The organism is Lysinibacillus contaminans, assembly GCF_001278945.1.
Lineage (GTDB): Bacteria > Bacillota > Bacilli > Bacillales_A > Planococcaceae > Lysinibacillus > Lysinibacillus contaminans.
Map to the genome: position 1 here is coordinate 238,300 of NZ_LGRV01000003.1, position 14,356 is coordinate 252,655.

The 14,356-nt window shown below is 39.8% G+C and carries 13 protein-coding genes, 1 riboswitch and 1 other annotated feature; of the genes, 11 read left to right on the forward strand and 2 right to left on the reverse strand.

The features are described from left to right. Window positions 1–15 precede the first annotated feature (15 nt). On the forward strand, window positions 16–429 hold the full coding sequence (locus AEA09_RS03540) for a DUF350 domain-containing protein (protein WP_053582534.1): 414 nt from the start codon (window positions 16–18) through the stop codon (window positions 427–429). A 275-nt stretch (window positions 430–704) separates the two neighbouring features. On the opposite strand, the gene AEA09_RS03545 is transcribed toward AEA09_RS03540, so the two are convergent. Then, on the reverse strand, window positions 705–1,043 hold the full coding sequence (locus AEA09_RS03545; protein ID WP_053582535.1) for a hypothetical protein: 339 nt from the start codon (window positions 1,041–1,043) through the stop codon (window positions 705–707). 554 nt (window positions 1,044–1,597) lie between these two features. Between AEA09_RS03545 and AEA09_RS03550 the strand changes: the two genes are divergently transcribed. The 9 genes from AEA09_RS03550 to AEA09_RS03590 all read left to right on the forward strand — a co-directional run bounded on the left by AEA09_RS03550 (window position 1,598) and on the right by AEA09_RS03590 (window position 12,914). Beyond that, a complete protein-coding gene (locus AEA09_RS03550; protein WP_053582536.1) occupies window positions 1,598–3,289 on the forward strand; it encodes an AMP-binding protein in 1,692 nt (563 codons plus the stop codon). A 174-nt stretch (window positions 3,290–3,463) separates the two neighbouring features. Then, complete coding sequence (locus tag AEA09_RS03555) at window positions 3,464–4,045, forward strand: fatty acid metabolism transcriptional regulator FadR (RefSeq protein WP_053582537.1); 582 nt, start codon at window positions 3,464–3,466, stop codon at window positions 4,043–4,045. A gap of 15 nt (window positions 4,046–4,060) precedes the next feature. Then, window positions 4,061–4,834 (forward strand): enoyl-CoA hydratase, encoded by a 774-nt coding sequence (locus AEA09_RS03560; protein WP_053582538.1) that lies wholly within the window; start codon window positions 4,061–4,063, stop codon window positions 4,832–4,834. A 109-nt stretch (window positions 4,835–4,943) separates the two neighbouring features. Beyond that, the gene (locus tag AEA09_RS03565; RefSeq protein ID WP_053582539.1) at window positions 4,944–5,717 is read left to right on the forward strand and encodes an electron transfer flavoprotein subunit beta/FixA family protein; all 774 of its coding nucleotides are present in this window, start codon (window positions 4,944–4,946) and stop codon (window positions 5,715–5,717) included. A 39-nt stretch (window positions 5,718–5,756) separates the two neighbouring features. Then, on the forward strand, window positions 5,757–6,734 hold the full coding sequence (locus AEA09_RS03570; protein ID WP_053582540.1) for an electron transfer flavoprotein subunit alpha/FixB family protein: 978 nt from the start codon (window positions 5,757–5,759) through the stop codon (window positions 6,732–6,734). 639 nt (window positions 6,735–7,373) lie between these two features. Continuing rightward, window positions 7,374–7,609: a binding site (T-box leader), on the forward strand. 58 nt (window positions 7,610–7,667) lie between these two features. Then, window positions 7,668–9,026 carry an amino acid permease gene (locus AEA09_RS03575; RefSeq protein ID WP_053582541.1) on the forward strand — a complete coding sequence of 453 codons (1,359 nt, stop codon included), beginning with the start codon at window positions 7,668–7,670 and terminating at the stop codon, window positions 9,024–9,026. A gap of 134 nt (window positions 9,027–9,160) precedes the next feature. After that, a complete protein-coding gene (trxA, locus tag AEA09_RS03580; protein ID WP_053582542.1) occupies window positions 9,161–9,472 on the forward strand; it encodes a thioredoxin in 312 nt (103 codons plus the stop codon). A gap of 93 nt (window positions 9,473–9,565) precedes the next feature. Beyond that, complete coding sequence (gene uvrC / locus AEA09_RS03585; RefSeq protein WP_053582543.1) at window positions 9,566–11,356, forward strand: excinuclease ABC subunit UvrC; 1,791 nt, start codon at window positions 9,566–9,568, stop codon at window positions 11,354–11,356. Window positions 11,357–11,405: 49 nt separating this feature from the next. Further along, a riboswitch (Lysine riboswitch) is annotated at window positions 11,406–11,584 on the forward strand. 103 nt (window positions 11,585–11,687) lie between these two features. Next, window positions 11,688–12,914 (forward strand): aspartate kinase, encoded by a 1,227-nt coding sequence (locus tag AEA09_RS03590; RefSeq protein ID WP_053582544.1) that lies wholly within the window; start codon window positions 11,688–11,690, stop codon window positions 12,912–12,914. A gap of 63 nt (window positions 12,915–12,977) precedes the next feature. Here AEA09_RS03590 and AEA09_RS03595 read toward each other — a convergent pair whose 3' ends face one another. Next, on the reverse strand, window positions 12,978–13,412 hold the full coding sequence (locus tag AEA09_RS03595; RefSeq protein WP_053582545.1) for a YslB family protein: 435 nt from the start codon (window positions 13,410–13,412) through the stop codon (window positions 12,978–12,980). Between the two features lie 273 nt (window positions 13,413–13,685). Here AEA09_RS03595 and AEA09_RS03600 point away from each other — a divergent pair, with 273 nt between their 5' ends. Continuing rightward, complete coding sequence (locus AEA09_RS03600; RefSeq protein ID WP_053582546.1) at window positions 13,686–14,300, forward strand: succinate dehydrogenase cytochrome b558 subunit; 615 nt, start codon at window positions 13,686–13,688, stop codon at window positions 14,298–14,300. The last annotated feature ends 56 nt before the right edge of the window (window positions 14,301–14,356 follow it).

Below are 14,356 nucleotides of genomic sequence, written 5' to 3' on the forward strand. Positions count from 1 at the left end.
AAGGGGACTGAGAAAGTGCTGGATTCTAGTTTTTGGCGCTATCCGATTGTCGAAACGGCAGGATATTTTAGTGTGGTTGTATTATGTTTAGTCGTCTCGATGGCATTATTCGAAGTCGTTACGAAATATAAAAATTGGGAAGAAATAAAAAAAGGCAACGTCGCTGTGGCACTCGCAACTGGCGGGAAAATTTTAGGGATTTGTAATATTTTCCGCTATTCTATTTCTCGTCACAGTACCTTGAGCGAGATGATAGGGTGGGGACTTTTTGGTTTCACTTTATTAATCGTGGCATATTTTTTATTTGAATTTATGACTCCAAGTTTTAATGTAGATGAAGAAATCGCCAAAGATAATCGTTCGGTGGGTTTCATTTCATTCACCATTTCAGTCGGTCTGTCGTTCGTCATTGGGGCAAGTATTGCATAGGGGTGTAGATAGATGGAAAAATTAGCGAAAGTTTTAATCGTCGTATGTATCGCATTTTTAGCAGTCGGCGTCTATTATTTGATGAATATATAATCTGTACAGCGCATCCAAGAAAAAATCTTGGATGTGTTTTTTTGTGTTAAGTAATCTATTCTCCTGAGGAATACTCCGTTTTTTCAAAATGAACTCAGGGTACCTGTTGGAAATTTGTCCTCGATGCCAGCACCAAGAAGTAGAGGCACATAGTGGAACGCTAAAGGAATATACCCTGTTAATCAGCAATCAACAAGCTCGTGTCTAGGCTGCTCAACTAGGGGACCGGGTCGCTCAACCTCGAGCTGAAGTCGCTCAACCACGGTCTCAAATCGCTCAACCACGGTCTCAAGTCGCTCAACCTCGAGCCCAAGTCGCTCAACCTCGAGCCCAAGTCGCTCAACCTCAGACTCAAATCGCTCAACCTCGAGCCCAAGTCGCTCAACCTCAGACTCAAATCGCTCAACCTCGGTCTCAAGTCGCTCAACCACGGTCTCAAGTCGCTCAACTTCGAGCCCAAGTCGCTCAACCTCAGACTCAAATCGCTCAACCTCGAGCCCAAGTCGCTCAACCCTCCCCAAAAACAATCCTCACTCCGCAAACTGATCTACCAAAATACGGTCATTCTTCCGAAGCGCCATTTTCGTCAAACCATGCCCTAAAGCTGGGTTGTGCATTATGGCATTGATTTTGCCTTTAGAGTAGACGCGCGATTGAATTTCATTATATTTTTCGTTACGTAGCACTAACACATTATGACGACTGACTGCACATAGATTAGGAATGATTCATCCTTTGTTAGCCTTTTTGAATTTTTGACACCGAGCTCATTTACTAATTTAAATTTTGCAACGGCTGTGATTGGGCCAAAATAGTCGCCAACAGAAAAATATATATATTTTTTCACGATAGGGATATGAGCACTAAAACTTTCATAGATAACAAGAAAATGAATGAGTATTCAGTGGTGGACCGCGCTTTTGGTCATTTACTAACATTCATATAAATGTTGGTAAATGCATAATAATTAATCGAAAAAGCATTTATTTTCTATTTTTTGTGATTGTAAGTGTATTTCTTTTTCATTATAATGAAAGTAAGAATTTACAAAGTTTGGGACAAGGGGGAAAGGCGTATGATAGAAAAACCATGGTTAGCAAATTATCCTAAAGAAATACCATCGACTTTATCGTTTGAGGAAATTCCAGTGCAAGAATTTTTAACACGTGCCTATAAAGCGAATCCATCTAAAGTAGCCATACATTTCATGGGCAGAGATCTGACGTATACAGAGCTGTACGAGTCATCACTTAGGTTCGCCAATTACTTGCAGTCACTTGGGGTGGAAAAAGGGGATCGCGTGGCAATTATGCTACCAAATACTCCACAAAGTGTAATCGCTTACTACGGGGCAATGTATGCTGGGGCAGTAGTGGTTCAGACGAATCCGCTTTATACTGAACGAGAGCTACAATTCCAAATGGCTGATTCGGGCGCGAAGGTTATTTTAGTAATGGATATTTTGTATCCACGCGTCATGAAGGTCCTTAAGGAAACTGCACTTGAAAATGTCATTGTGACTGGGATTAAAGATTACTTACCATTCCCGAAAAACTTAGTATATCCGTTTATTCAGAAGAAACAGTATGGTTTTAGTGTGAAGGTTGAGCATAGTGGACAAAATCATTTATTTACAGAGATTATGAAATCTTCACCTATAAAAACGATTGAAATGCCTTTTGATTTTGAAGAAGATCTTGCTTTGCTGCAATATACAGGAGGAACAACAGGCTTCCCGAAAGGTGTTATGTTGACACATAAAAATTTAATTGCAAATACATCGATGTGTGATGCGTGGATGTACGAATGTGTACATGGGGAAGAAACGATCATGGGTGTTTTACCATTCTTCCACGTGTATGGGATGACAACGGTGATGTTGTTATCAGTATTTACGCACAATCGAATGGTGTTATTGCCAAAATTCGATCCAGAAACAGCGTTGAAAACAATCGATAAGCAAAAGCCAACGCTGTTCCCTGGGGCACCAACGTTGTATATTGGTCTACTGAATCACCCTGATATTAAGAAATATGATTTATCTTCTATAAAGGCTTGTTTGAGTGGGTCAGCGTCACTACCGGTTGAGGTGCAGGAGCAATTTGAAGCGGTAACAGGAGGTAAGCTTGTAGAGGGCTATGGTTTAACAGAAACGTCCCCTGTTACACATGCGACACCGATTTGGGGGAAACGTGTGATCGGTTCAGTCGGTATGCCATGGCCGAATACGGATTCGGTGATATTACGAACAGGCGATACAGAGCAGCTACCAGTCGGTGAAGTTGGCGAAATTGCTGTAAAAGGGCCTCAAGTGATGAAAGGCTACTGGAATCGACCAGAAGATACAGCGGCAACGTTTGCTGATGGTTGGTTTTTAACTGGAGATTTAGGCTATATGGACACAGAGGGCTTCTTCTATGTAGTAGACCGAAAGAAGGACTTAATCATTGCAGGTGGATTCAATATTTACCCGCGTGAAGTTGAGGAAGTACTGTATGAGCTTGATGAAATTCAAGAATGCATCGTGGCGGGCATTCCAGATCCGTACCGGGGAGAAACTGTAAAAGCTTATATTGTTTTAAAAGAAGGATATTCAATTACAGAAGACGAATTAAACAAATATTGCCGTCAGCATTTAGCAGCGTTTAAGGTGCCTCGTTTCTACGAGTTCCGTGACGAGCTGCCAAAAACGGCAGTCGGCAAAATTTTGCGCCGTACTTTGATAGAAGAAGAAAAAACGAAAATGGCGAGTAAAGAAGCAAAATAACTACACAGTAAAGTATTGACAAGTCATAGTGTTAATTATAATATGGAAATATGAATGACTATTCATTTTTCCATATTTTTTATTTTTAGGTAATCACGCCACATCCTCAAGGTCGTTTTGATCTCTCGAATGAAAGTGGGCGTGCTTACGCTTTTCCTAGGTGGTGATATAAAAGTGAAACGAGATAAGCCAAAATATAAGCAAATTATTGATGCAGCTGTAATCGTTATTGCAGAAAATGGGTATCACCAAGCGCAAGTATCGAAAATTGCAAAACAAGCAGGGGTGGCAGACGGAACAATCTATTTATATTTTAAAAATAAAGAAGATATTTTAATTTCTGTCTTTAATGAAAAAATGGCTGTTTTTGTAGAGTCATTACAAGATATAATAGAAAATGGAAGTACATCTCAAGATAAACTTTCACGAATGATAGAAAATCATTTTAATGTTCTGGTAACAGATCGATATTTAGCAACCGTCACTCAATTAGAGCTACGACAATCAAACAAAGTGCTACGATTGAAGATTAACGCAGTATTAAGAGAATATTTAAAGCTGCTCGATCAAATTTTAATTGAAGGTATGCTTTCAGGTGAGTTTAACCAGACGATGGACGTAAGGCTAGCCCGTCAAATGGTGTTTGGCACAATCGATGAAATGATTACATCCTGGGTGATGAATGATTATCGATATGATCTATTAGAGCAAGTTCCAAAAGTGCAAGAGTTGATCTTGAACGGCATAAAAGCTTAAGAAGGATGTGGAGAAATGGAATTTCTAAAGTGGAAAGTGGAAGATGGGGTAGCAATCGTTACGATAGCACGTCCACCAGCGAATGCATTATCAGGTGGGTTGATTGCAGAAATCAATGAATTATTGAATGAGGTAGAAAACGACGACGCAGTTCGTGTACTCTTACTTCATGGTGAGGGACGATTCTTCTCAGCAGGTGCAGACATTAAGGAGTTTACAGATGTGGCAACAGGGGAAGAGTTTGCAAAACTTTCAAACCATGGACAAGTAGTGTTTGAACGTGTAGAAACGTTCCCTAAACCAGTTATTGCAGCGATCCATGGTGCAGCACTAGGTGGTGGACTTGAACTTGCAATGAGCTGTCATATGCGCTTTGTAACTGAGAAAGCAAAATTAGGCTTACCTGAATTACAATTAGGTCTAATTCCAGGTTTTGGTGGCACACAACGCTTACCACGTTATGTTGGCGTTGCAAAAGCCGCTGAAATGATGTTTACAAGTGATCCTATCTCAGGAGCAGAAGCTGTACAATGGGGTCTTGCGAATCGTGCATTTGCAGAAGAAGAACTACTAGACGAGACATTGAAATTGGCGAAAAAAATTGCTAAGAAAAGTCCGATAGCTCTAAAAACAACAATTGAAACACTTCAATATGCAAAATCAGCTTCATTCTACGAGGGTATTAAAGCTGAAGCAACATCCTTTGGTACGGTGTTCGTGACAGAAGATGCAAAAGAAGGAATCCAAGCGTTTATTGAAAAACGCGAACCTGTATTTACTGGCAAATAGTTATACATCAGTGTCGGTGACATAAAATAAGGAGTTTACCGACACTGAATATATATAATATTTACAAGTTTACTTAGAAATTAAAAATCGTTTCAGGAGGTATGGATATATGAACATTTTTGCATTAATTAAACGTACATTTGATACTGAAGAAAAAATCGTTGTGTCAGGTGGTAAAATCCAAGAGGATGGCGCTGAATTCATCATCAACCCATACGACGAGTATGCAATTGAAGAAGCAATCCAAGTACGTGACGCTGAAGGCGGCAAAGTAACTGTAGTCACAATTGGTGGCGAGGATGCTGAAAAACAACTACGTACAGCTTTAGCAATGGGTGCTGACGAAGCGGTTCTTATTAACACAGAAGACGATTTAGAAGAATTAGATCAAAATGCTGTTGCTTTCATTTTAGCAGAGTATTTAAAAGATAAAGAGGCTGACCTTATTTTAACTGGGAACGTTGCAATTGATGGCGGTTCTGGTCAAGTAGGTCCACGTGTTGCTGACCTATTAGGCATCAACTATGTAACAACAATTACAAATCTTGAAATCGATGGATTATCAGCGAAAATCGTACGCGATATCGAGGGCGATTCAGAAGTAATCGAAACATCTTTACCACTTTTAGTAACAGCTCAACAAGGTCTAAATGAGCCACGTTACCCATCTTTACCAGGCATCATGAAAGCGAAGAAGAAACCGCTTGCAGAGCTTGAATTAGATGATTTGGATATCGACGAAGATGATGTAGAAGTAAAAATTGAAACTGTCGAAATTTACTTACCAGCACAAAAAGCAGCAGGTCGCGTATTAGAAGGCGAACTTTCTGCACAAGTAAAAGAGCTAGTGAACTTACTTCATACAGAAGCAAAAGTAGTTTAACTTAATCGAAATCGAAGAGGGTAACGGAGGGAATATACTATGTCGAAAAAAGTATTAGTATTAGGTGAAGTTCGTGAAGGAAGCTTACGTAACGTTTCTTTTGAAGCGATCGCAGCAGCGAAACAAATTGCTGACGGTGGCGAGGTAGTTGGTGTACTTTTAGGGGATGCAGTAACAGGTCTTACTGGTCCATTATTCGAGAGTGGTGCAGACCGTGTTGTAACAGTTGAACATCCACATTTAAAAGACTATACATCTGACGGCTACGGCCAAGCGTTATTAGCTGTTATTGAACAAGAAAACCCACAAGGTATCGTGTTCGGTCATACAGCGAATGGTAAAGATTTATCACCGAAAATTGCAAGTAAATTACAATCTGGTTTAATTTCAGATGTAACTTCTATTGAAGGTGCTGGCGATGATGTTGTGTTCGTCCGCCCAATCTATTCTGGTAAAGCTTTCGAAAAGGTGAAAGTAAAAGACGGCGTTATTTTCGTAACAATTCGTCCTAACAATATTGCACCTTTAGAAAAAGTGGCAGGTAAATCAGGTGATGTATCTGCAGTTACTGTTGACATTACAAACCTACGTACAATTATTAAAGAAGTTGTGCGTAAAACTTCAGAGGGTGTTGATCTTTCAGAGGCAAAAGTGGTTATTGCTGGTGGTCGTGGCGTGAAATCAGAAGAAGGCTTCGAGCCATTACAAGAATTAGCAACATTACTAGGTGGTGCTGTTGGTGCTTCACGTGGTGCATGTGACGCAGAATACTGTGACTACTCATTGCAAATTGGTCAAACAGGGAAAGTAGTTACTCCTGACCTATATATTGCAGCAGGTATTTCTGGGGCAATTCAGCACTTAGCTGGTATGTCCAACTCAAAAGTAATTGTTGCGATTAACAAAGATCCAGAAGCGAATATCTTCAAAGTAGCAGACTACGGTATCGTAGGCGATCTATTCGAAGTAATTCCTCTTCTAATTCAAGAATTCAAAGCGTTAAAAGTAAATGCATAATTTTTAGTGGCAGGGAGGATACTTCTTCCCTGTTTTTTATGTTTCCTTGTGGCTCATCACCATAACGTAGCGCTGATTTCCGTTCCGGGGTCGTCCGATGAGCCGCTTCACTCGGCAAGCCTCGCTCCAGGGTCTCATCTAGGACTATAATAAGGGCACTGGAAAACTCTAAACTAAGATTATTTTATAGTAATTTTTCGCAGGAGCATTATTTTACTATGCAAGGATTTTGCGCGGCAGCGAATGTCTTCCGCGCGAAAGCAAAGCGACAGCAGCGTGAGACTCCAGCAGGAACAGCACAAGACGTAAGACGCAACAAACCGCGCGTAGCGAGGGTTGCGGCTTACGCTGTGCCTGCGGAAAGCGAATGCTAGAGCGCAAAATCCTTTAGGTCCTATTTTTATTAGAGAATTTATTAAAAAAACACTTTTTCATTACCCTCACTCTAATCCCTCAGGAGTCGCCCAACCTCGAATACAATCAATATATTCTTTAATCAAATGTCATCCCCGACTTTTGGTGATGATCCTTGCTTATCCTAATATTGTAGGGTTTATCCATTTCGAAAGTTATTTCAAAATAAAGAGTTGACAGGATGAAAACAAGTGAGTATAGTGTTCGATATTAATTAAAATTTTTCGAAACGCAAAGAGTAGGAGTAGTAAAAGCTCATTATTTGGTGAAGAGAGCTGCGGGTTGGTGCAACGCAGTCCAATAATACTTTGAACTTGCCTAGGAGTGGTAAGGTAAATAGAAATGACGGACTATTCTATTTATTTTAACGATTAACCTTCGTTACCAGGTTTTTTAAGTAGAGTTCTTATAGGACTAATTAGAGTGGTACCGCGGTTTGCTTAAGGCACGTCGTCTCTTCTTTCATTTGATAATGAAAGAAGAGACGATGTGCTTTTTTGATTTTTAGGAGGAAAAGAAATGGACAAAGACAACCAGAAATTACAGAGAACAATGACCTCACGTCATATTACGATGATGGCATTAGGTGGTGCCATTGGCGCAGGATTATTTAAAGGGAGTAGTGCAGCCATTGATTTGGCAGGACCATCAGTACTGATTGCATACTTAATAGGTGGTATTATTCTATTATTTGTAATGCAAGGACTAGCAGAAATGGCTGTCCGTAATAGTGAGGCAAGAACATTTCGAGATTTAGTACAATCGATTCTAGGGAAATTCCCCGCTTATTTTCTAGATTGGATCTATTGGAAAATGTGGGTTTTAAATATTGCGGCTGAATCGGTGGTTGCAGCGATTTTCCTTCAATACTGGTTGCCGGATTATCCAATTTGGATGCTTGCATTATCCGTTTCGGTATTGGTTACAGTCATAAACTTGTTATCTGTGAAAGTTTTTGCAGAAACAGAATACTGGCTCGCTTTAATTAAAATTACCGTTATTGTAGTGTTTATCATAGCAGGATTCGTATTATTACTTGTCACGTTTGGTAATCATACAGCTGTTGGTTTTTCTAACTTAACGGATCACGGTGGTTTCTTTCCGAACGGATCAACAGGCTTAGTTGCCGCAATGCTTGTTGTTATCTATTCTTATGGAGGCACTGAAATTATTGGTATTACGTTGGCAGAAACAAAAAATCCTGAAAAAGTGGTTCCAAAAGCTGTTCGCAGTACATTAGTACGAATTATTTTCTTTTACTTACTGCCATTCTTTATTATCGTGAGTTTAATTCCATGGAATGAAGTTAATGGGGTAGCGGAAAGTCCGTTTGTCATGGTATTTAAAATGATTGGGATTCCTGGTGCCGACCATATTATGAACGCTGTTGTGATACTTGCAATAATTTCATCAATGAACTCGGGATTATATGGCTCATCACGCGTGTTGTATACACAAGCTGTGGACGGTCGAATCCCTAAAATCTTCGCACATTTATCGAAAAAGAAGGTTCCTGTGTATGCGATATTGATGTGTACATTAGCTTTATATATGGGCGTAATCATTTCTTTGTTTGCTGGAAGTAAGACTTTTGAATTCCTGATGGGATCATTAGGATATACCGTGTTATTTATATGGTTAATCATCGCAGTTGCACATCTAAAATCGCGAAAAATACAGCCGGAAAAAACAAGCGCCTATGCGGTGAAATGGTTCCCGTATACAACTTGGGCTGCTATTATCGCCTTGAGTGCGATCTTAATTGGTATTATTTTTACAACATCTATTATCGTAACAGGTATTACGCTAGCCATTTATATTTTTATTACGTTAACGTATGTTTATAAAGGTCGTTTTCATGAAAATGAAGCTGAATAGTTAATCGTCTAAATAACTTTTTTTGACTTGCTTCTCCATGTTTTTCATAAATTATACAATCAAGGCAGATTGTTCGCTCAAGTTATTTTGAACGTGCTATACTACAAATATAGTTAGTTTAAGGAGGATTTCAAATGGCAATTGTACATGCAACAGATGCATCTTTCCAAGATGATATTAAAGAGGGGTTAGTACTAGTAGACTTTTGGGCTGCTTGGTGTGGACCTTGTAAAATGATTGGACCAGTTCTTGAAGAAATGGACGCTGAAGGTAGCGCAGCTAAAATCGTAAAAGTGGATGTTGATAACAACCAAGGTACTGCAGCGCAATACCAAATCATGTCTATCCCATCACTACTTTTATTCAAAAATGGTGAATTAGTAGACAAAACTGTTGGTTTCCAACCAAAAGAAGCGTTAGAAGCTCTTATCGCTAAACACGCATAATTTTCTAGATATTTCTGAGCCAGGCCATCTTAAGATGTGCTTGGCTTTTTTACATTGTATAATAAAAGGAAAAGTGAAGGAGGCAGGTAGGCGATGAATGATTTAATCAAACGTAAGCTTGAAATTTTACCAGATCAGCCTGGCTGCTATTTGATGAAGGACAGGCAAGGCACGATTATTTATGTCGGCAAAGCCAAAATTCTTAAAAATCGTGTGCGTTCTTATTTCAATGGAACGCATGAGGGGAAAACGCAGCGACTTGTTGGTGAAATCGAAGACTTTGACTATATCGTCACATCATCAAATTTAGAGGCCCTTATTCTAGAGTTGAATCTGATTAAATTACATGATCCGAAATACAATATCATGCTAACGGACGATAAAACATATCCTTATTTGAAAATTACAAATGAAAAATACCCGCGCTTGATTACGACACGCAAAGTCAAAAAGGATAAAGCAAAGTATTTTGGTCCATATCCAAATGCGTATGCGGCCAGTGAAACGAAAAAATTACTCGATCGTTTGTATCCGCTTCGGAAATGTGTGCAACTGCCATCAAAAGTATGTTTGTACTATCATATGGGGCAATGCCTAGCACCTTGTGTAAAGGATGTTGAGCCGCAAGTATTTACAGAAATGATTGAGGAAATGACAAAGTTTTTAAACGGCGGTGTGGAGACAGTAAAAAAAGAGTTGGAAGAGAAAATGCTCGCAGCGGCGGAAAACTTGGAGTTCGAACGAGCGAAGGAATTTCGTGACCAAATAACTCATATTGATACGGTGATGCAAAAACAAAAAATTGTTTCAAGCGATACAACGAACCGTGATGTGTTCGGTTATGCAGTCGAAAAGGGATGGATGTGTGTGCAAGTATTTTTTGTACGCCAAGGTAAACTCATTGAGCGCGATGTATCCATTTTCCCGATATACAGAGATGCGGAGGAAGAGTTTTTAACGTTCGTCGGCCGATTTTATGAAAAACCGGAACATATCAAGCCAAAAGAAATATTCATTCCACAGGCTATTGACGAAGCTATTTTAACTGAATTACTTGGTGTGAAGGTACTAACGCCAAAGCGTGGACAGAAAAAAGAGCTTGTTGATTTAGCGACGAAAAATGCAGAAATCGCAGTAAAGGCGAAATTCCAACTTATTGAGCGGCAGGAAGAACGCACAATTGGAGCATGTGAAGCACTTGGTGAGGCAATGGGCATTGCTCCGCCGCTGCGTATTGAAGCATTTGATAATAGCCATATGCATGGAACAGACGCCGTGTCGGCAATGGTCGTTTTTGTTGATGGAAGACCAGCAAAAAAGGAATATCGTAAGTACAAAACGCGCACAGCTGCCAAGCATGATGACTACGGCGCGATGCAGGAAGTTATTCGTCGCCGTTATATACGGGTGCTAAAGGAAAATCTACCACTACCAGATCTAGTATTAGTTGACGGTGGGAAAGGGCAAATGGAGGTTGCACGTGAAGTATTAGAAGACGAACTCGGTTTATCTATCCCGATTGCCGGCTTAGCAAAGGACGATAAGCATAATACATCACAGCTATTATTTGGCGATCCACCAAAAGTTATAGCGTTAAAACGTACGAGTGATGGCTTCTATTTACTACAGCGTATTCAGGATGAGGTGCACCGTTTTGCGATTACATTTTTGCGTCAACAACATGAAAAGCATGCCATCCAGTCTGTACTGGATGAAATTGAAGGTATTGGACCCAAGCGCAAACAGCAACTACTCAAACATTTTGGCTCGGTTAAGAAAATTCGTGAGGCAAGTGAACACGAACTACAAGAAGCCGGTATGCCAGCTAACCTAGCAAGTAATATCCATGCGTATTTTCAGCAGGAAGCGTTGTCAAAGGACTAGACATATGCTAAGGTAGGGACAATTAAGAATTTCATATAGTCACTATTTTAGTGATGATAGAGGCGCAAGATTCAACAGTAACACATAGGAGGATGAACAAATCCGCTGAATATGTGTGAAAGGGGAGCTTGCCGAAGTAGGACATCGTTGTTTCCGATGTCATGCTGGTTTTGCATTTAAGAGATGTAAGACTGTCGAATCTTTACGTTTCGGAGAGCTATCACACATGCGCAAGCTTTATAATTGTACATGTTGAAGGCAGCTATTCACGTTATGTGAAGGCTGCCTTTTTACGTTCAACGAAACGATTATGTGTAGGGGGGAATGACAGATGGGAAGTATTGTATTAAAATTCGGCGGACCAGCTACTGCATCAACAGAGCGTATCCAAGAGGTAGCGAAAAAAGTGATTGCTGAAAAAGAACGCGGTTTTAATGTAGTTGTTGTGACGGCGGCAATGGGAAGGACGACAAAGGATTTAACAAGAATGGCGAGAGATTTATCGGATGACGTGTCAAAGCGTGAGCTAGATGTATTATTAGCGACAAGCTCACAATTAACGAGTGCACTCTTTGCAATGGCACTACAGGAATTGGGTTATGATGCGGTGTCTTTAACAGGTTGGCAAGCTGGCGTTCAAACGGATTCGGTTCATTATAATGCACGTATCAATAACGTGAATGTAAGACGTATTGAAGAGCATTTTGCTGAAGGTAAAGTTGTAGTCGTTGCTGGCGAGCAAGGTATTGATGAACATCAGAATATCACAACGCTTGGTAAGGGCGGGGCTGAAACGACAGCGATTGCAATTGCGGCGTCACTTAAAGCGGAACGTGTGGATATTTATACGAATGTCGATGGTGTCTATACGGCCGATCCGAGCTACATACCTGAAGCACAAAAGTTGAAAGAAATCTCTTATGATGAAATGTTAGAGTTGTCTAATCTTGGCTCACATATATTGCATCCACGTGCGGTGGAGCTAGCGAAAAAATTTCAAATGCCAGTCATTATTCGTTCAAGTATAACGGAAGCAGAAGGTACCTTATTGAAGGAGGAAGTCGAAATGGAGAAAAATTTATTAGTACGAGGGGTAGCCTTTGAATCAGATATTATTCGCCTAACTGTTGGATATGATGCTTATTCAGATGCTTCATTAGCAGATATGTTCACGACACTTGCTGAAAATCGCATTAATGTCGATATTATCGTGCAGGCCATTATTGATGGGGTGAAACCATCTGTGTCATTTTCAATTGTGAAGGATGAATTTGCTGATGCACTTCGCGTACTTGAGGATAGTAAATTATCGCTAGGCTTTAGCTTTGCTGATTTTGAAATCGGTTTATCGAAGATATCCATTATCGGTTCGGGGATGGCATCGAATCCAGGCGTTGCTGCCCGTATGTTCGACCGTTTACGTCGCGAGGACATTCCAGTCAAGATGGTGAGCACATCTGAAATTAAAGTATCGGTAGTAGTGCCACAAGATGATATGATCCGTGCTGCAAATGCATTACACGAGGAATTCAATTTGGAAGAAGCATTGCACGCTTAAAGTAAAAGGAGGTATCTCAACTGAATATGAGATACCTCCTTTTATGTGATTGCGCTTTTTTTATTATTTTGTAGGAATAGTATTTAAAATGCGTTCTTTAACATCCCATTTGACAGTGAAGGTGATGAGTTGTTGCTTGTCATGCTTTTCGTCGTAGCACTCAGTTAAATAGCCTTGAATTTGCTGGATTTGCTCTGCTATAAAACCAGCTTCAAGTCTAAAACTACGATTGCTAATTTGTAAAAACTCCGGGCCGTTTGTTAAATGGAAGATACGTCCATCCCTCGTCTCTTTGGCAATTGTTAATGTACCCCAGCTCGCATCATCGAAAAATGCGACAATTTCTTCTTGACTTTTACAAGGGAACTTACGAGCAAGCTCTTTTCCTGCCCAATAAAGGATGTCATCCTCGTGTTTTCCTAGTATAGAAGATAGAACATGGTCGCGAATTAATTCATAGCCAAAGGAAGATACTGCATTAGGTGGATTTTTTATCATATAAAGCCTTCTTTCATAGAATTTTCATATTATTACATAAACTTTAAGTAATGGCTGTTTTTTCGAGCGAAAAACGAACATATTGCACTAGAATAATCGTTTAATGAGGAGCGCGAAAAACGCCAAGTTACCTTGACGCTTGTTGCTCTTGAGAGTACAATAAACATGTCATAATATTGTACCATGATGAAATACACAGTCAATGAAGTATCATTTACAATTTGGTGACTTCTGTTGATGTGCTATTTTAAGTACTAAAGGGGGGTAACAGTTTTGTCGAAGGATCGAGAGTTTTTATGGCGACGCTTACATTCTCTACTTGGTGTCATTCCAGTAGGTCTGTTCCTAGTGTTCCACTTGTCATTGAATTTCACTGCTGTTGGCGGTGAACAAGCTTACAATGATGCAACGGGGGTTATGGAATTAGTTCCTCATAGTCTATTGTTGCTAGTTGAGTGGGTTGTTATTTACATCCCATTAATGTTCCATGCATTCTATGGTGTATTCATCGCATTCACAGCTAAACCAAACACAGGTCGTTTTAGTACATACCGTAACTGGATGTTCTCATTACAACGTTTTACTGGTGTTTTCTTAGTTATTTTCGTTGCATGGCATATTTTCCAAACGCGTATTCAAAAAGCGCTTGGTACTGAAGTGGACTTCAATATGATGGAAGAAATCGTTTCTAATCCATTCATGCTTGGATTCTACATTGTAGGTATCTTATCAGCAACGTTCCACTTATCAAACGGGTTATGGGCATTCCTAGTAAGCTGGGGTATTACACAATCTCCTCAGTCTCAAAAGATCGCTACATATGTAACTAACATTCTTTTCGTAATTTTAAGTGTAGTTGGTGTGGCTGCTATTCTAGCTTTCGTATAATTATATAGAAGCAAAATTAGCAACCTATACAATCATTGCAATTTTTAAAGAGGAGT